The 16,795-nt window shown below is 56.6% G+C and carries 18 protein-coding genes; 12 read left to right on the forward strand and 6 right to left on the reverse strand.

What is annotated here, in order from left to right:
* Positions 1-195 precede the first annotated feature (195 nt).
* The 6 genes from urtA to zinT are packed head-to-tail and all read left to right on the forward strand — an operon-like array spanning position 196 to position 6,338.
* Complete coding sequence (gene urtA, locus ACMGGM_RS01880; RefSeq protein WP_063943136.1) at positions 196-1,467, forward strand: urea ABC transporter substrate-binding protein; 1,272 nt, start codon at positions 196-198, stop codon at positions 1,465-1,467.
* A 24-nt stretch (positions 1,468-1,491) separates the two neighbouring features.
* Complete coding sequence (gene urtB, locus ACMGGM_RS01885) at positions 1,492-3,066, forward strand: urea ABC transporter permease subunit UrtB (protein WP_047344234.1); 1,575 nt, start codon at positions 1,492-1,494, stop codon at positions 3,064-3,066.
* The gene (urtC, locus tag ACMGGM_RS01890) at positions 3,066-4,139 is read left to right on the forward strand and encodes an urea ABC transporter permease subunit UrtC (protein ID WP_023330406.1); all 1,074 of its coding nucleotides are present in this window, start codon (positions 3,066-3,068) and stop codon (positions 4,137-4,139) included. The genes urtB and urtC overlap by 1 nt, the downstream gene beginning before the upstream one ends.
* Positions 4,139-4,936 carry an urea ABC transporter ATP-binding protein UrtD gene (urtD, locus tag ACMGGM_RS01895; RefSeq protein WP_063943138.1) on the forward strand — a complete coding sequence of 266 codons (798 nt, stop codon included), beginning with the start codon at positions 4,139-4,141 and terminating at the stop codon, positions 4,934-4,936. Before urtC ends, urtD begins: the two co-directional genes overlap by 1 nt.
* 9 nt (positions 4,937-4,945) lie before the next feature.
* Positions 4,946-5,644 carry an urea ABC transporter ATP-binding subunit UrtE gene (gene urtE, locus ACMGGM_RS01900; protein ID WP_045134035.1) on the forward strand — a complete coding sequence of 233 codons (699 nt, stop codon included), beginning with the start codon at positions 4,946-4,948 and terminating at the stop codon, positions 5,642-5,644.
* Between the two features lie 52 nt (positions 5,645-5,696).
* Positions 5,697-6,338: a metal-binding protein ZinT gene (gene zinT, locus ACMGGM_RS01905; protein ID WP_014883821.1), complete on the forward strand. Its 642-nt coding sequence runs from the start codon at positions 5,697-5,699 to the stop codon at positions 6,336-6,338.
* Positions 6,339-6,388: 50 nt separating this feature from the next.
* On the opposite strand, the gene ydeE is transcribed toward zinT, so the two are convergent.
* Complete coding sequence (gene ydeE, locus ACMGGM_RS01910; protein ID WP_032636542.1) at positions 6,389-7,582, reverse strand: efflux MFS transporter YdeE; 1,194 nt, start codon at positions 7,580-7,582, stop codon at positions 6,389-6,391.
* A 194-nt stretch (positions 7,583-7,776) separates the two neighbouring features.
* Between ydeE and eamA the strand changes: the two genes are divergently transcribed.
* Positions 7,777-8,676: an O-acetylserine/cysteine exporter gene (gene eamA / locus ACMGGM_RS01915; RefSeq protein WP_014883823.1), complete on the forward strand. Its 900-nt coding sequence runs from the start codon at positions 7,777-7,779 to the stop codon at positions 8,674-8,676.
* Positions 8,677-8,714: 38 nt separating this feature from the next.
* On the opposite strand, the gene marB is transcribed toward eamA, so the two are convergent.
* The 3 genes from marB to marR are packed head-to-tail and all read right to left on the reverse strand — an operon-like array spanning position 8,715 to position 9,801.
* Positions 8,715-8,933, reverse strand: coding sequence for a multiple antibiotic resistance protein MarB (gene marB / locus ACMGGM_RS01920; protein WP_014883824.1), 219 nt, complete (start codon positions 8,931-8,933; stop codon positions 8,715-8,717).
* A gap of 33 nt (positions 8,934-8,966) precedes the next feature.
* A complete protein-coding gene (gene marA, locus ACMGGM_RS01925) occupies positions 8,967-9,347 on the reverse strand; it encodes an MDR efflux pump AcrAB transcriptional activator MarA (protein WP_008502237.1) in 381 nt (126 codons plus the stop codon).
* Between the two features lie 19 nt (positions 9,348-9,366).
* A complete protein-coding gene (gene marR / locus ACMGGM_RS01930; RefSeq protein ID WP_014883825.1) occupies positions 9,367-9,801 on the reverse strand; it encodes a multiple antibiotic resistance transcriptional regulator MarR in 435 nt (144 codons plus the stop codon).
* A 256-nt stretch (positions 9,802-10,057) separates the two neighbouring features.
* Here marR and ACMGGM_RS01935 point away from each other — a divergent pair, with 256 nt between their 5' ends.
* Positions 10,058-10,723, forward strand: a complete 666-nt coding sequence (locus tag ACMGGM_RS01935) for a MarC family NAAT transporter (RefSeq protein WP_014883826.1) — start codon at positions 10,058-10,060, stop codon at positions 10,721-10,723.
* A 94-nt stretch (positions 10,724-10,817) separates the two neighbouring features.
* Here the strand turns inward: ACMGGM_RS01935 and ACMGGM_RS01940 are convergent, their stop codons facing one another.
* Positions 10,818-12,014, reverse strand: coding sequence for a sugar transporter (locus ACMGGM_RS01940; protein WP_014883827.1), 1,197 nt, complete (start codon positions 12,012-12,014; stop codon positions 10,818-10,820).
* A gap of 177 nt (positions 12,015-12,191) precedes the next feature.
* On the opposite strand from ACMGGM_RS01940, the gene ACMGGM_RS01945 reads away from it, so the two are divergent.
* The 3 genes from ACMGGM_RS01945 to ACMGGM_RS01955 all read left to right on the forward strand — a co-directional run bounded on the left by ACMGGM_RS01945 (position 12,192) and on the right by ACMGGM_RS01955 (position 14,364).
* Positions 12,192-12,980, forward strand: coding sequence for a PhzF family phenazine biosynthesis protein (locus tag ACMGGM_RS01945; protein ID WP_045134034.1), 789 nt, complete (start codon positions 12,192-12,194; stop codon positions 12,978-12,980).
* A gap of 27 nt (positions 12,981-13,007) precedes the next feature.
* A complete protein-coding gene (locus ACMGGM_RS01950) occupies positions 13,008-13,799 on the forward strand; it encodes a PhzF family phenazine biosynthesis protein (protein ID WP_023337289.1) in 792 nt (263 codons plus the stop codon).
* An 82-nt stretch (positions 13,800-13,881) separates the two neighbouring features.
* On the forward strand, positions 13,882-14,364 hold the full coding sequence (locus ACMGGM_RS01955) for a GNAT family N-acetyltransferase (RefSeq protein WP_023330415.1): 483 nt from the start codon (positions 13,882-13,884) through the stop codon (positions 14,362-14,364).
* Here the strand turns inward: ACMGGM_RS01955 and ptrR are convergent.
* Entirely contained in the window at positions 14,318-15,196 is an 879-nt protein-coding gene (ptrR, locus tag ACMGGM_RS01960) for a putrescine utilization regulator PtrR (RefSeq protein WP_414149088.1), read from the reverse strand. The two genes, ACMGGM_RS01955 and ptrR, sit on opposite strands and share 47 nt — an antisense overlap.
* Before the next feature lie 98 nt (positions 15,197-15,294).
* Between ptrR and sad the strand changes: the two genes are divergently transcribed.
* Positions 15,295-16,683 carry a succinate-semialdehyde dehydrogenase gene (sad, locus tag ACMGGM_RS01965; protein WP_063943140.1) on the forward strand — a complete coding sequence of 463 codons (1,389 nt, stop codon included), beginning with the start codon at positions 15,295-15,297 and terminating at the stop codon, positions 16,681-16,683.
* Positions 16,684-16,795: the final 112 nt, after the last annotated feature.

Here is a 16,795-nt window from a genome sequence, read left to right on the forward strand (position 1 = left end):
GCCCTAGCGCTGCATTATAAAAGTGCAGCGCTGTGCCATTCTGAGTCGTTCTCTTTACATCCCGCGTTCAATCTCCCGCCATAGCGCAATGTTCATTCTGGCATCCTTTTTGCTCCTGCTTCGCTGACACATTTTTTTCCGCGTCCATGCCGTAACGGACGTTTTTGCACAGCGTTCTTTTTCAGGAGTGAAAATATGCAGCGTCGTACCTTATTAAAAGCCTTTGCGTTATCCGCGTCCGTCGCGGCGATGGGAATGAGTTTTGGTGTGCAGGCGGCCGATACCATCAAAGTGGGGATCATGCATTCTTTGTCCGGCACGATGGCCATCTCCGAAACCCCGCTGAAAGATGTCGCGCTGATGACCATTGACGAGATCAACGCCAAAGGGGGCGTACTGGGGAAAAAACTGGAGCCGGTGGTGGTGGATCCCGCTTCAAACTGGCCGCTGTTTGCCGAGAAAGCGCGTCAGCTGCTGAGCCAGGATAAAGTCGCGGTGGTGTTTGGCTGCTGGACCTCCGTTTCGCGTAAATCGGTGCTGCCTGTCTTTGAGGAACTGAACGGCCTGCTGTTCTATCCGGTGCAGTATGAGGGTGAAGAAATGTCACCCAACGTCTTTTATACCGGTGCCGCACCGAACCAGCAGGCCATCCCGGCGGTGGAATACCTGATGAGCGAAGACGGCGGCGCGGCGAAACGCTTCTTCCTCTTGGGCACCGACTACGTCTACCCGCGCACCACCAACAAGATCCTGCGTGCGTTCCTGCATTCGAAAGGCGTTGAGGATAAGGACATCGAAGAGGTTTACACCCCATTTGGTCATAGCGACTACCAGACGATTGTCGCCAACATCAAGAAATTCTCCGCAGGCGGCAAAACTGCCGTGGTCTCGACCATCAATGGCGATTCCAACGTGCCGTTCTATAAAGAGCTGGCAAACCAGGGGCTGAAAGCAACCGACGTGCCGGTAGTGGCGTTCTCCGTCGGTGAAGAAGAGCTGCGCGGTATCGACACCAAACCGCTGGTGGGTAACCTGGCTGCGTGGAACTATTTTGAGTCCGTGGACAACCCCACTAACCAGGCCTTCGTGGCGGATTACAAAGCCTATGCGAAAGTGCACAAACTGCCGAATGCCGACACTGTCGTCACCAACGACCCAATGGAAGCCACTTACGTAGGGATCCATATGTGGGCGCAGGCGGTGGAAAAAGCGGGCACGACCGACGCAGATAAAGTGCGTGCCGCAATGGCCGGCCAATCGTTTAAAGCGCCTTCCGGCTTTACGCTCACCATGGATGCCACCAACCATCATCTTCATAAGCCAGTCATGATCGGTGAAATTGAAGGCAACGGCCAGTTCAACGTGGTGTGGCAGACGGAACAGCCGGTCCGCGCACAACCGTGGAGTCCGTTCATCGCCGGGAATGACAAAAAGCCCGACCAGCCGATGAAAACCGCCAGCAACTAAGCCATCACCTCAGGGAGACAAGCCATGAACGTCATGCGCACGATCGTCGCTCTTATATGGCTTACCGGACTGCTGCCAGGGATGGCGCAGGCATCGGATGCCGATCGTTTCGTTGCTGCCAGCCGCACCCAGCAGGCGGAATTACTGACGCAGTGGGCCGCCGCGCCGGATGCCGCCAGGCTGCCGCTGCTTCAGGCGTTGCAAAAGGAAAACCTGTATACCGACAGCCAAAAGCACGCTTTTGCGCAGCGTAATGGCGGAATGGTTCCCCTCGGTGAAGCAAAGGCGACTGAAGGGCAGACCAAAGCGGTACGGCTGACGAACCGACTGCGCGTACTTGCTGCCACGGCTATCGCTACGCATCAGCTGGTCAGTGACAGTGTCACGGAAAGGCGGGCGGCGGCCCGTCAACTGCAGCGAGATGCGCAACCTGCGATGCTCGCTTTTCTGGAAAATCGGGTAAACCGTGAAACGGATGCGGTAGCGCGTCAGACGCTGCTGCTGGCGGTGGCGAATCTCCAGCTGGCAAGCCCGCAGGCGGAGGTGCGTCGCCACGCTGCTGAACTGTTAGGCCAGTCCGACGATCCGGACGTGGTGTCCCGACTCACCCCGTATACCCAGGCGCAGACCGAGCCGGACGCCGGCGTTCGCGCCGCTGCCGAAGAGAGCCTTAACCAGATTACGCACCGCCTGATGTGGGGCGATCTGCTGGGTCAGGCGTTTATGGGGCTTTCCCTCGGTTCGGTGCTGCTGCTGGCTGCGCTGGGGCTGGCTATCACCTACGGCCTGCTGGGCGTCATCAATATGGCGCACGGTGAAATGCTGATGCTGGGCGCGTATGCCACCTGGATGGTGCAGCAGGCCATGACCAGCCTCGCGCCACAGTGGCTGGCGCTCTATCCGGTTATCGCCTTACCGGTCGCGTTCTGCCTGACGGCGGCAATCGGAATGGTGCTGGAGCGCACCGTGATCCGTCATCTGTACGGTCGTCCGCTGGAAACGCTGCTGGCAACGTGGGGCATCAGCCTGATGCTTATCCAGCTGGTGCGCATGACGTTTGGCGCCCAGAACCTGGAGGTGGCGAACCCGGCATGGCTTTCCGGCGGGGTACAGGTTTTCGCCAACCTGACGCTGCCGTGGAACCGTATTGTGGTGCTGGGTTTTGTGCTGCTGGTACTGTTCTTTACCTGGCTGATTCTGAATAAAACCCGTCTGGGGCTAAACGTGCGCGCGGTGACGCAAAACCGCAGCATGGCTGCCTGCTGTGGGGTGCCGACAGGGCGTGTCGATATGCTCGCATTCGGGCTGGGCTCCGGCATTGCCGGGTTAGGCGGCGTGGCATTATCGCAGCTGGGTAACGTCGGACCGGAGCTGGGCCAGGGATACATCATCGACTCGTTCCTGGTGGTGGTGCTCGGTGGCGTGGGCCAGCTGGCAGGGAGCGTGGCCGCGGCCTTTGGTCTGGGCATTTTCAATAAAATCCTTGAACCACAGATGGGCGCGGTGCTGGGCAAGATCGTGATTCTGGTGGCGATCGTGCTGTTTATTCAGAAGCGTCCTCAGGGGTTATTTGCGCTGAAAGGGAGGGTTATTGACTGATGAGCCAGCCGCTTACCTTAACGCTGGCGCGCAAAGCGCCACGCACAACGCAGATCGCAGGCAGCCTGCTGGTGGCGTGTCTGCTGATATTACCGTTTTTCGCCTTACTGCCTGCAACGCATCCGCTGGCGTTATCGACCTGGATGCTGACGCTGACGGGTAAGATCCTCTGCTATGCCATCGTTGCGGTGGCGCTCGATCTGGTGTGGGGCTATGCCGGTATGCTGTCTCTTGGGCACGGTATCTTTTTCGCACTCGGCGGTTATGCGATGGGCATGTATCTGATGCGCCAGGCGGCGGGTGACGGTCTGCCCGCGTTTATGTCATTTCTCTCCTGGAGTGAGCTGCCGTGGTTCTGGTGGGGCACCCAACACTTCGCCTGGGCGCTGGTGCTGATTGTCATGGTGCCGGGGCTGCTGGCGCTGGTGTTTGGCTGGTTTGCCTTCCGCTCGAAGATCAAAGGGGTCTATTTCTCGATTATGACCCAGGCGCTGACCTATGCCGGGATGTTGCTGTTCTTTCGCAACGAGACCGGTTTTGGCGGCAATAACGGTTTCACCGGCTTTACCACGCTGCTCGGATTTTCGGTGACGGAAACCTCCACGCGTATTGCACTGTTTCTGGCGACCGTACTGTTGCTGCTCCTGGCGTTGGGGACGGGATTTGCGCTGGCAAAAAGCAAATTTGGCCGAATCCTGACCGCCGTTCGTGACGCAGAAAACCGTCTGACGTTCTGTGGTTACGACCCGCGCGGGTTCAAACTGCTGGTCTGGACGCTGTCCGCGGTGCTGTGTGGCCTGGCGGGGGCGCTCTATGTCCCGCAGGTGGGCATTATCAACCCCGGTGAAATGTCGCCGACGAACTCGATAGAAGCCGCCATCTGGGTGGCGCTGGGCGGGCGCGGCACGCTGGTGGGGCCGGTGATTGGCGCGGCGCTGGTGAACGGGGCGAAGAGCTTTTTCACCGTCGCCATGCCGGAGTACTGGCAGCTGTTCCTGGGGCTGATTTTTATCGCCGTCACGCTGTTCTTACCACGCGGTGTCTACGGTCTGTTTCGTAAGGGAGAGAAATAATGCAGCCAACGGAAGGATTATTTACCCGCCAGTTGCCCGGCGACCGCTACCGTGACCAGACGGATCCGGTGCTTCAGCTTGAGGCCATTAACGTCAATTTCGACGGTTTCCAGGCGCTGACCGATCTCTCGCTGAATATCGGCGTGGGCGAGTTGCGCTGCGTGATTGGCCCCAACGGAGCCGGTAAAACCACGTTGATGGATGTGATCACCGGCAAAACGAGACCAAAAAGCGGGAGGGCTATTTACGATCAATCGATCGACCTGACCGCGCTGGAGCCTGCGGCCATAGCCCGTCAGGGGATCGGGCGAAAGTTCCAGAAACCCACGGTCTTTGAGGCGCTGACGGCGTGGGAAAACCTTGAGATCGCCATGAAAACCGATAAATCCGTCTGGGCGAGCCTGCGGGCAAAACTCAACGGTGAGCAACGCGATCGCATTGATGAGATGCTGGTTTTACTGCGTCTTGGCAACGAACGCGATCGCCGCGCCGGGCTGCTGTCGCACGGGCAAAAGCAGTTTCTGGAGATAGGTATGCTGCTGGTCCAGGATCCGCATCTGTTGCTGCTGGACGAACCCGCCGCCGGGATGACCGACGCAGAGACGGAATACACCGCCGAGTTGTTCAAAACCCTGGCGGGTAAGCACTCCCTGATGGTAGTGGAGCACGACATGGGCTTTGTCGAAACCATTGCCGACCACGTGACGGTATTGCATCAGGGGCGCGTGCTGGCCGAAGGCTCGCTTCGCGAGGTGCAGGCCAACGAGCAGGTGATTGAGGTCTATCTGGGGCGCTAAGGAGAGAAGATGTTACAGGTTAACGAACTGAATCAGTATTACGGTGGCAGCCATATCCTGCGCGGCGTCAGTTTTGAGGCCGTCACCGGAGAAGTCACCTGCCTGCTGGGGCGCAACGGCGTCGGGAAAACGACGTTGCTGAAGTGTCTGATGGGGCTGATCCCGGCGAAAACCGGGGAGGTCATCTGGCAGGGTAAGACGATCACCCACAACAAACCGCACCAGCGGGTACAGTCTGGCGTGGCGTATGTCCCGCAGGGACGCGAGATTTTTCCGCGCCTGACCGTGGAAGAAAATCTTCTGCTTGGGCTGTCGCGCTTTTCCGCCCGCGAGGCGAAGCAGGTACCGGAGGAGATCTGGCAGCTTTTCCCGGTGCTCAAAGAGATGAAGCACCGCCGCGGAGGCGATCTCTCCGGCGGACAACAGCAGCAACTGGCGATTGGCCGTGCGCTGGCAAGCCGCCCGCAGCTGCTGATTCTGGATGAACCGACGGAAGGCATTCAGCCTTCGGTGATAAAAGAGATTGGCCAGGTGATCCGCACGCTGGCGAACAGAGGCGATATGGCGATCCTGCTGGTCGAGCAGTTTTACGACTTTGCCGCCGAGCTGGCCGACAGCTATCTCCTGATGTCACGCGGCACCATTATCCAGCGTGGACGGGGGGAAAACATGGCGCAGGAGGGCGTTCGCGGGCTGGTTGCGATTTGAAATGTTATAATGTAACATTCTCATTCTTATAAAACGGAATGAGGGGGTTATTTTGGCTGCACATGCTGGTAAATGGATCATGACTCTGGGGGCGCTGCTGGTCAGCGGCCAGCTGTTAGCGCACTCGCACGGTCATCAGATGACCGAAGCGGAGCAGAAAGCGGCGAACGGCGTGTTTGAGGATAAAGACGTGAAGGACAGAGCGCTGTCTGACTGGGACGGTACCTGGCAGTCCGTTTATCCTTTCCTGCTGGATGGATCGCTGGATCCGGTCTTCAAACAGAAAGCGCAGAAGGATAAAAGCAAAACCTTCGACGAGGTGAAAGCCTATTATCGTAAAGGCTATGCGACGGACGTGGATGCCATTGGCATTGAAAATAACGTGATGGAGTTCCACAAGGGCAAAGCGGTTAGCCGTTGCCATTATAATTACAGCGGCTACAAAATTCTGACCTATGCGTCAGGCAAAAAAGGCGTTCGCTATCTGTTTGAGTGTCAGGATGCCAGCAGCACGGCGCCGAAGTTTGTGCAGTTCAGCGACCATACCATCGGGCCGAAAGCGTCCTCGCACTTCCATATTTTTATGGGCAACACCTCCCACGAGGCGCTGCTGAAAGAGATGGATAACTGGCCGACCTATTATCCGAATGAGATGTACAAAGAGCAGGTGGTAGAAGAGATGTTGCACCACTAGGTTGTTGCGTTTGCCGGGTGGCGGCTACGCCTTACCCGGCCTACAAGTTGCTACGCTACCTTGGGTGACTCACACCACGCCTTCACGTTCATCCCACGCAAAATCATCAGCCACGCAATGACGATGGCGACCATCATAATCACAAACAGCGACCAGTGCGGCAGGTTGGTCAGGATAATCCCGGTGATCATCGGGTTTGCGGCCGCGCCCAGCCAGCCCAGCGCCTGTGCGGAGAAATAGCTTGCCTTCATCCCCGGCGGGGCGATGTTGTCGATCAGCATGTATTCACCGGGTGCATAAATAATCTCACCCAGCGTAAAGATCGCGGCAGCGATACCCCAGTAAATCAGATTCTCCCCGGAGAACATAAAGCCCCCCAGCCCCAGGATAAAAAACAGCGTCGCGGCGGTCATCAGGGGGCGAATATTGCTTGCGGAAATCTTGCGCCCAAGCGCGTATTGCAGCGTCACCACCACGGCGGCGTTAACGGGCAGCACCACGGCGACGACCTTCTGCGCGAAATCGCTGTCGGCGTGGGCGGCCAGAACATACTGCGAAATGCAGCTGGCGAACGATCCGCCCACGTACGACGCGAGCAGGCCGGAGAGGGTGAACCAGAACAGGGCGCGGTCTTTCAGCAACACCGACGGCTGCCAGGGCATTTTTTCCTCGGCGGTATCCAGCGCGACGCTTTTTTGCACAAAGAAATGGATAAACGCGAGCGGCAGCGCGGCGCAAAAAGCGGCCAGCCAGAAGGGCAGCTGTAAGCTGTACATCACCAGCAGGGTGCCGATGGGCGGGCCGACCGTCCAGCCAATGTTCAGGAAGCTATAGTTGAGCGAGAAAACACGCGCTTTTTGGCTTGAGGTGAGCACGTCGGAGAACCAGGCTTTCAGCACCGTCGAAAATACGGAGTAGGCGCAGTTGATCAGGGAAAAGAACAGCACCACCAGCGTGACGTTATCCACCAGCGGGATCGCGACAAATCCGGCAATAAACGCCACGATCGCAATCAGCATGTAGCGTTTTTTATCAAACTTATCCGCCAGAATGCCAAATCCCAGGCTGAACACCACGCCGATGGTCAGCGCAATCGTCAGGGCATAACCAATATTCTCGACGCTCATGTTGTAGACGCGCGTGAGATAAATGGTCATGAAGGGCAGCGTCGCTCCCCGACCGATGGTTAACAACAATGACGATGCCAGCAGCGCTGCGGTTGAGCGCCTGAGAGATGGTTTCATATTTCTGCCCGACAGTTGCTTATGCTTTTATTAGAGGTGTGTTAACAGGATTACCATGACATAAGGGGCTTGTATAGCACCTGGTTTATCCGTAAGTGCTTCAGCTGCCTGCCAGAATTAATGATCTTCTCGCAGCGTCCTTTTTTCTGTTACCTTGAAGTGTTAACAAATTATTAATAATTCAGGGGCAGGGTATGACGCGTAAAGACGGACTGCTGGCGTTGCTGGTGGTCGTAGTATGGGGGCTCAATTTTGTCGTCATTAAGCTGGGATTGCACAATATGCCCCCGCTTATGCTGGCCGGTTTGCGTTTCATGTTAGTGGCGTTCCCGGCGATCTTTTTTGTTGCGCGTCCAAAAATCCCGTTCAAATTACTGCTGGGCTATGGCCTGACCATCAGCTTTGGCCAGTTCGCGTTTCTCTTCTGCGCCATCAAGTTTGGTATGCCTGCCGGTCTTGCCTCGCTGGTTTTGCAGGCGCAGGCGTTCTTTACCATCATTCTCGGTGCGTTCGTATTTGGCGAACGTTTGCAGGGCAAACAGCTGGCGGGGATTACGCTGGCGGTGTTTGGCGTACTGGTGCTGATTGAAGCCAGCCTGAATGGTCAGGATGTGGCGCTGCTGGGCTTTATGCTTACGCTGGCGGCGGGGCTGAGCTGGGCGTGCGGGAATATCTTCAACAAACTGATTATGCAGCACGCGGCGCGGCCGCAGGTGATGTCGCTGGTGGTCTGGAGCGCGTTAATTCCGGTCATCCCGTTTCTGGCGGCGTCGTTTATTCTGGATGGTCCGGATGTGATGCTGAGAAGCCTGGTCGATATCGATTTGACCACGATCCTTTCTCTGATTTATCTGGCCTTTGTCGCCACGATTGTGGGCTATGGGATCTGGGGTTCGCTGCTGGGGCGTTATGAAACCTGGCGCGTGGCGCCCCTGTCTCTGCTGGTGCCGGTGGTTGGGCTCGCCAGTGCGGCGCTATTGCTGGATGAAACGCTGAGCGCGCTGCAGTTGCTGGGGGCAGTGCTGATTATGGCGGGGCTGTATATCAACGTGTTTGGCCTGCGGGTACGGCGGGCGGCGCGCGTCAGAGGCTAGAGCATAAAAAAGCCCCGCAGTGGCGGGGCAAAAACGAATCAGAAGCCGTGCTGATTATAATAAGGCACGCCTAATTCGTCGGATTTGTCGCTACCAGTCCCCATGTGGTTGAAATCATAGGGTGACTGGTCATGTGCTGACGGCAAAATCATCGTGCCACGATTATTTTGCTGCGTTGCACCTGGGGTTTGCTCCGCGAAGGTCTGGCTGGAAAACAGCACCAGCAAGGCGAGGGCGGCGGAGGCGATAACTTTCATGATTTCCTCGGTTACGTCTTTTACAGGCGATGATTAACTACAGTGTTTTAACGGATACAGGTATCGGGACTCTCCGGGTACGCTGGTGATTCGGTACTTATGAGGCGGCACGTCAAAATAGTTCTTAAACGTACGCGTCAGGGTTTGCTGTGATTCAAATCCGTAACGCTCTGCCAGATAAAGGATCGGCTCATTGCTTTCTTTCAGTTTCTGGGCAATTTCCGTCAGCTTGCGACTGCGAATATATTGACCTAGTGAATGGCCGGTCTCTTTTTTGAACATCCGTTGCAGGTGCCATTTGGAGTAACCTGAACGCTCTGACACTTTTTCAAGGGAGAGCGGCGATTCCAGGTTATCTTCGATCCAGTCCAAAATGCTATGAATGGTGATAGCGTCAGTATTGCGTCTGGACATCGTCATACCTCTTTTCTGTTTACGGCAGTATTTTCTTCAGCAAAAGCTCAAGGGTTGCCACTTCATCTGCCGTTAAGTTTTTTGTTAGTTCCTGATGCAGTGTTTGTCCTACTAATTGATGACATTGCTCGCACATGGCCGCGCCATCGCAGGTGAGCTTGACCAGTACGCCGCGTTTGTCATTCGGGTTAGGGCTTCGTTCTACCCATCCTTTGCAGACGAGACGATCCAGCATGCGGGTTAACGCACCCAGATCGACAGAGAGCACCTTTTTCAGCTCAACCGGCGTGATACACACTTCGCAGCGAATGGAACACAGCACTTTGAACTGTGTTGCGGTGATATCCAGCGGTGACAGATAGTCATTGAGCAGGCGATCTTTTTTCTGGTTAACCATATGAATAAGACGACCCAGCGGAACAACGTCGTTAAAGATATCACTGGTGCTTTTCACAATGGTTGCCCTGGCAAGTAGTTTAGTCACGGCAGATATTATTGCTCAGGCAAGTATAAGTCAACTGAATGAATCGGCCGATGCCACGAATTGCTAAAACGTTTCATGAACTTTTTTTGAACGCTTTCAAATCATATAGATAACTCAGGGTTATCCTTACTTACGGAAAATAATCGTTACGTTGCGCAGATGGCTTAACGTCACACTTTCCCCCTATACTTGCGGGGATGAATATGGATAAGGACGACGATGCATTATGTTGGATTTAATTAAAGCAGTGAGTCTTGGGCTGGTGGTGCTGCTGCCGTTGGCAAACCCGTTAACGACGGTGGCGCTTTTCCTCGGGCTGGCAGGGAATATGAACAGCGCCGAGCGTAACCATCAGTCAATGATGGCTTCCGTCTATGTGTTTGCCATCATGATGGTGGCTTACTATGCGGGGCAGGTGGTGATGAACACCTTCGGGATTTCCATCCCTGGCCTGCGCATCGCCGGGGGACTCATTGTCGCCTTTATCGGTTTCCGCATGCTGTTCCCGGCGCAGAAAGCGCATGAGTCGCCGGAGGCCAAAAGCAAATCCGAAGAGCTGGAAAGCGAACCGAGTGCAAATATTGCCTTTGTGCCGCTGGCTATGCCGAGCACGGCGGGGCCGGGTACCATCGCGATGATCATCAGTTCCGCCTCTACGGTACGTGATAGCGCCACCTTCCCGGACTGGGTCCTGACGGTTGCGCCACCGCTGATATTTGCGATTATCGGGATCATTGTGTGGGGGTCACTGCGCAGTTCCGGTGCGATTATGCGCTGGGTAGGCAAGGGCGGTATCGAAGCTATTTCCCGTCTGATGGGCTTCTTACTGGTCTGTATGGGCGTGCAGTTTATTATTAACGGCGTGCTGGAGATTATTAAAACTTACCACTGAGGTGATTGCCGGGTGGCGGCTTCGCCTTACCCGGCCTGGGTTATTACAGGCTTGTAGGCCGGGAAAGCGCAGCGCCACCCGGCACAAACAAACGTCACCCGTGCTGACTCTGTTCCTCCAGCGCCACCGGCCATTTGCGGAAGATGAGCACTGACCAGATAAGCGCGACCAGGGCCGGAATAGCGCCCAGATACCCAATCGCCGACATCGAGACATGAAGGCTAATCTGATTTCCCACCAGCGCGCCCGCGCCGATGCCCAGATTAAATATCCCCGAGAACAGTGACATGGCAACGTCCGTCGCGTCCGGTGCCAGCGCCAGCACTTTTACCTGCATGCCAAGGCCGATGATCATGATCGCCACGCCCCAGAACAGGCTCAGGATCGCCAGATGGTTTTCGCTGCCCGCGGCGGGCATCAGCAACAGCAGGCAGGCGAGCAGCAGGCCAATGGCGCCGCTCACAAGCAAGGAAGCATGCTGATTACCCAGCTTGCCAAACAGCACGCTGCCGATAATGCCCGCACCGCCGAGGATGAGCAGTAACAGGGTAGCAAAATTGGCGCTAAAGCCTGCCACAACCTGAACAAACGGTTCAATGTAGCTGTATGCCGTGTAATGGGCGGTCACCACGATTACAGTAAGCAGATAGATACTCAGCAGCGCAGGGCGACGCATCAACAGCGGCAGGCTTTTCAGCGAGCCAGAGTGTTCGCTCGGCAGCGCGGGCAGCAGCTTAATCAGACACACCAGCGTAACCAGTGCCCCCATGCCGATGGCGAAGAAGGTCGTACGCCAGCCGAAGTATTGCCCCACGATACGGCCAATCGGCAGACCCAGCACCATCGCCAGCGCGGTGCCGGTGGCAATCAGGCTCAGCGCCTGGGCGCGTTTACCCGCCGGGGCCAGGCGTATAGCCAGCGACGCGGTGATTGACCAGAACACCGCATGGGCGAATGCAATGCCAATCCTGCTCATGACCAGCACCGTAAAATTCCACGCCATAAACGACAGAACATGGCTGGCGATGAACAACACGAAGAGACCGATCAGCAGTTTGCGCCGCTCCATCTGGCTGGTCAGCAGCATAAACGGCAATGACATCAGCGCCACCACCCAGGCGTAGATGGTCAACATAATGCCCACCTGAGCCGTTTCCATCTGGAAACTGTCGGCAATGTCAGACAACAGCCCAACCGGAACAAACTCTGTGGTGTTGAAAATAAACGCGGCAATGGCCAGCGTGACCACGCGTAGCCACGCAACCCTGCGGGAAACTGTGTTCGTTGTCATAGGGATGTCGGAGATTCGTTGCTGGAAAGAAGAGGAGACGATCTTAAAACGTCAAACGGCGAAAACTCAACCATTATGTGACGCAGATCTCAATATTTACCTTGTGAAAGCGGTAGCCGGGGAGGGTGTTTTCATTGAATATAAAAGAACAACACAACAAAAACAGGCGGTAAGACAATGCAGGAGATTGATTTTTATCTGGTAGATGCGTTCAGCGAAACTTCGTTTGGTGGCAATCCGGCGGCGGTTTGTCCGCTGAAAGAATGGTTACCCGATGAAACGCTACTGAAAATGGCGCAACAGCATAATCAATCGGAAACGGCCTTTTTCGTCTGCAGCAAAGGGGGCATTGAGCTACGCTGGTTTACAACGCTCACCGAAGTCAATCTCTGCGGGCATGCCACTTTGGCCGCCGCGTACGTCCTGTTTCATGAACTGGATTACCCCGACTCGCGGATCCACTTCGACACCGCATCTGGCCGCCTGACGGTCAGCCGGGAGGGAGAGTGGATGACGCTGGATTTCCCGGCGTGTCCGACACATAAAGAGACGCCACCGCCAGAGATGATCGCGGCGCTGGGTATCCGCCACTACGTTGACGCCCGTAAAGGGCGCGCGTGGGTGATCGTCCTGGAAAACCGCCAGCAGGTTGAAGCCCTTATGCCGAACCTGTCTGCGATGACACCGGGTGAGCACAAAGTTAGCGTGACGGCACCGGGCGAGGGGGAATATGACTTTGTCAGCCGCTTCTTCTCTCCGGGCGTTTCCGTCCCGGAAGATCCGGTCACCGGGTCCGCGCACACGATGCTGATCCCCTACTGGAGTGAAACACTGGGCAAAACGACCCTGTTTGCCCGTCAGGTGTCGGCGCGGGGCGGTGACGTGCGTTGTGAACTGAGAGGGGAACGGGTGCTGATGAGCGGTCAGGCGTCGTGCTACCTGAAAGGCACGGTGTATCTGCGCTAAAAACTGATAACAAGAGAGGGAGAGACAATGCAGGAAATTGATTTTTATCTGGTGGATGCCTTCAGCGACAGGGCGTTTGGCGGTAATGCGGCGGCGGTTTGCCCGCTGGAGGAGTGGCTGCCCGATGAGACGCTGCTTAAAATGGCGCAGCAGCATAATCAGTCTGAGACCGCCTTTTTTGTGCGAACCGACGACGGGTTTGAACTGCGCTGGTTTACCACGCTGCACGAAATTAACCTGTGCGGACACGCGACCCTCGCGGCGTCACACGTGATTTTTGAATATCTGGATTATCCGCATACCGAAATTCACTTTACCACGCGCTTCGTGGGCGAGCTGACGGTCAAGCGCAGCGGCGACTGGCTGACGCTGAATTTCCCTGCGTGGCCGACGGAGGCCGTCGATAATCCCCCGGCAGCGTTGTTCACCGCGCTGGGCATCACAAAGGCGAAAGAGGTACGCGCCGGACGAGACTATATCGTGGTGCTGGAGAGCCAGCAGCAGGTGGAGGCGCTCACGCCGGATATCGCGGCAATGGTTCCGCTGGGGAAAATGGTCTGCGTAACGGCGCCTGGAGAAGACTATGACTTCGTCAGCCGCTTTTTCTGCCCGGGCGAAGGGGTGCCGGAAGATCCGGTTACCGGATCCACGCACAGCATGCTGATCCCCTACTGGAGCGAAAAGCTGGGAAAAACGTCACTGAACGCACGTCAGGTGTCATATCGTGGCGGCGATCTGCGCTGTGAACTTAAGGGCGATCGCGTGTTGATCGCCGGTCAGGCCACGTTGTATCTGAAAGGCCGTATCTTTTTGCGCTAGCCGGGCAGCGCGATAAGTTAATACTATGAAGCACCATGGCAGAGCTGCGCTATTTTAAAATAAAAACAGCAAGGAGCCTGCCATGTATTCCATTACCTCTGAATCCGCTCGTCATCCGGACATCCTCACACTGATTGCAGCCCTTGACCGCTATCAGAGCGAACTCTATCCCGCAGAGAGCAATCATCTGCTCGATCTTTCAGCGCTGCCCGACGCATCGCTTATCCTGATGATCATTCGTGACCAGCAGCTTCAGGCTGTTGGCTGTGGAGCCATCGTGCTTAACGGGGATGGAACCGGTGAGATGAAACGGGTCTATATTGACCCGACCCACCGGGGACAGCATCTGGGAGAGAGGCTGCTGGCTGCTCTGGAAGATGAGGCCCTGAGCCGTCATTGCCACACGGTACGGCTGGAGACAGGGATAAAACAACACGCTGCGGTTCGTCTGTATGAACAGTGCGGGTACGAACTGCGCCCGGCATTTGCCCCCTATGTTGACGACCCGCTTAGCCTGTTTATGGAGAAGGCGCTGGTTGAAGACGTTCGTTTAGCAGCGCTATAAACGCTTCCAGCTGGCGGGTCATCGCCCCCCGTCGCCACACCAGCCAGGTGGTGAGCCAGCGCCAGTTTTCAGCCAGCGGCCAGGCCTCAATCTGATGATGTCCTGGCATACTTTCCAGCATGGAGCGCGGCATCAGCGCGATGCCCGCGCCCGCAATGACGCAGGCGAGCATGCCGTGATAGGACTCCATCTCGTGAATGCGGCCAGGCGTCGCGCCGTCTGCATGAAACCAGCTCTCCAGATGTCGGCGATATGAGCAGTTGGCGCGAAAGGCATAAACGTCGCTGCCGCTCACCTGCGTGGCGCGTGTGACCTCCGTATGCCCGGCAGGCGTGACCAGCATCATCTCTTCCCTGTAGACCGGCATCCCCTCCAGTTCCGGGTGTGACAGCGGTCCGTCAACAAAGGCGGCGCTCAGCGTTCCCTCCAGTACACCATCTATCATCGTTCCGGAAGGGCCGGTAGAGAGGGCAAACTGAATGCGCGGATAACGCTGGTTAAACTGCGCCAGCGATTCAGGGATGCGCACGGCGGCAGTGCTTTCCAGCGCGCCAAGAGCAAATAACCCCTGTGGTTCATCCCCCGCGACGACCATACGCGCTTCATCCACCAGCGCCAGAATCTGTCTGCTGTAGCGCAGGAAGTTATGCCCGGCGGGAGATAACCGCAAACGCTGGTTCTCACGAATAAACAGCTCAACGCCGAGATCGGCCTCCAGCTGGCGGATTCGTGTTGTCAGGTTCGAGGGAACGCGATGCACCTTCTGCGCCGCCTGGGTGATGCTCCCCGTCAGCGCGACGGCGTTAAACATTTCAAGCTGGGTTAAATCCATAGCATTCTCGTTTCGTGAATAAGGTGGTTAGTATTATTCATTTCTAAGAAATAGCAGAGTGAGCCACAATTAATCAACCGAAATGCGTGGAGAACATCATGACTTATTCATCTGCTACACATGCCCTGTCTGTTAATCCGGCTACGGGTGAAACGATCGCCGCGTATCCGTGGGCGACGCAGGAAGAGGTTGAACAGGCTATCGCCCGGGCTGATGCCGGTTTTCGTCAGTGGCGGAGCGAAAGCGTCGCCTGGCGGGCGCAGAAGCTGCGCGATCTCGGTGCTGCGCTGCGTCATCGTGCGGAAGAGATGGCCCGGATGATGTCCCGGGAGATGGGCAAACCGGTTCTGCAGGCGCGGGCGGAAGTGGCAAAATCTGCGGGTCTGTGTGACTGGTATGCGGAACACGGCCCGGCCATGCTGAATGCAGAGCCAACCCAGGTGGAAAACCACAACGCGGTTATTGAATACCGCCCGCTGGGGCCGATTCTGGCGGTGATGCCGTGGAACTTCCCGCTCTGGCAGGTACTGCGCGGGGCGGTGCCGATCCTGCTGGCAGGTAACAGCTATCTGCTTAAGCACGCGCCAAACGTGCTTGGCTCGGCGGATCTTATCGCACAGATTTTCGCGGATGCCGGTTTCCCGGAAGGCGTTTTTGGCTGGGTTAATGCCACCAATGACGGCGTAAGCCAGGCGATTAACGACCGTCGCATTGCGGCGGTGACCGTGACCGGCAGCGTGCGTGCCGGGGCCGCAATTGGTGCCCAGGCAGGTGCTGCGCTGAAAAAATGCGTGCTTGAGCTGGGCGGCTCTGACCCGTTCATCGTGCTCAACGACGCTGACCTGGATCTCGCCGTGAAAGCGGCGGTGGCGGGTCGCTATCAGAATACCGGGCAGGTGTGCGCGGCCGCCAAACGCTTCATTGTTGAAGAGGGTATTGTGGATATCTTTACCCAACGCTTCGTCGCGGGCGTAGCCGCCCTGAAGATGGGCACACCCGATGAAGAAGAGAACTACATTGGCCCGATGGCGCGTTTTGACCTGCGCGATGAACTGCATCAGCAGGTTCAGGCCACCCTGGCTGAGGGGGCCACGCTGCTGCTGGGCGGAGAGAAAATCAGCGGCGAGGGGAATTATTACGCGCCTACCGTGCTGGCGAACGTCACGCTGTCGATGACGGCCTTCCGCCAGGAGCTGTTTGGTCCGGTAGCGGCTATTACCGTCGCGAAAGATGCTGAGCACGCCCTGACGCTGGCAAACGACAGCGACTTTGGCCTCTCTGCTACGGTCTTCACCGCCGACGCCGCGCTTGCGGATAAATTCTCTCGCGAGCTGGAGTGCGGTGGGGTGTTTATCAATGGTTACAGCGCCAGCGATGCGCGCGTGGCCTTTGGCGGTGTGAAGAAGAGTGGTTTTGGCCGCGAGCTCTCCCATTTCGGCCTGCATGAATTCTGTAACGTGCAGACGGTGTGGAAGAACAGAGTGTAATTCGTTTGTAACGGCCCTCAATTTGAGGGCCACTGTCATTTCTCTGCAATGGTTCTGTCATTTTCGTTTCGTAGACTCGCACGCGTCTAACGTCTTGTTACTGAAGAAAATT

It is taken from the genome of Enterobacter sp. BNK-14 (genome assembly GCF_047456095.1).
Lineage (GTDB): Bacteria > Pseudomonadota > Gammaproteobacteria > Enterobacterales > Enterobacteriaceae > Enterobacter > Enterobacter kobei.

Bases quoted from the DNA above. Each gene is read 5' to 3' on its own strand.
- urtA (WP_063943136.1), top strand. From the start codon at position 196: ATGCAGCGTCGTACCTTATTAAAAGCCTTTGCGTTATCCGCGTCCGTC.
- urtB (WP_047344234.1), top strand. From the start codon at position 1,492: ATGAACGTCATGCGCACGATCGTCGCTCTTATATGGCTTACCGGACTG.
- urtC (WP_023330406.1), top strand. From the start codon at position 3,066: ATGAGCCAGCCGCTTACCTTAACGCTGGCGCGCAAAGCGCCACGCACA.
- urtD (WP_063943138.1), top strand. From the start codon at position 4,139: ATGCAGCCAACGGAAGGATTATTTACCCGCCAGTTGCCCGGCGACCGC.
- urtE (WP_045134035.1), top strand. From the start codon at position 4,946: ATGTTACAGGTTAACGAACTGAATCAGTATTACGGTGGCAGCCATATC.
- ydeE (WP_032636542.1), bottom strand. From the start codon at position 7,582: ATGAAACCATCTCTCAGGCGCTCAACCGCAGCGCTGCTGGCATCGTCA.
- eamA (WP_014883823.1), top strand. From the start codon at position 7,777: ATGACGCGTAAAGACGGACTGCTGGCGTTGCTGGTGGTCGTAGTATGG.
- marB (WP_014883824.1), bottom strand. From the start codon at position 8,933: ATGAAAGTTATCGCCTCCGCCGCCCTCGCCTTGCTGGTGCTGTTTTCC.
- marA (WP_008502237.1), bottom strand. From the start codon at position 9,347: ATGTCCAGACGCAATACTGACGCTATCACCATTCATAGCATTTTGGAC.
- ACMGGM_RS01935 (WP_014883826.1), top strand. From the start codon at position 10,058: ATGTTGGATTTAATTAAAGCAGTGAGTCTTGGGCTGGTGGTGCTGCTG.
- ACMGGM_RS01940 (WP_014883827.1), bottom strand. From the start codon at position 12,014: ATGACAACGAACACAGTTTCCCGCAGGGTTGCGTGGCTACGCGTGGTC.
- ACMGGM_RS01945 (WP_045134034.1), top strand. From the start codon at position 12,192: ATGCAGGAGATTGATTTTTATCTGGTAGATGCGTTCAGCGAAACTTCG.
- ACMGGM_RS01950 (WP_023337289.1), top strand. From the start codon at position 13,008: ATGCAGGAAATTGATTTTTATCTGGTGGATGCCTTCAGCGACAGGGCG.
- ACMGGM_RS01955 (WP_023330415.1), top strand. From the start codon at position 13,882: ATGTATTCCATTACCTCTGAATCCGCTCGTCATCCGGACATCCTCACA.
- ptrR (WP_414149088.1), bottom strand. From the start codon at position 15,196: ATGGATTTAACCCAGCTTGAAATGTTTAACGCCGTCGCGCTGACGGGG.
- sad (WP_063943140.1), top strand. From the start codon at position 15,295: ATGACTTATTCATCTGCTACACATGCCCTGTCTGTTAATCCGGCTACG.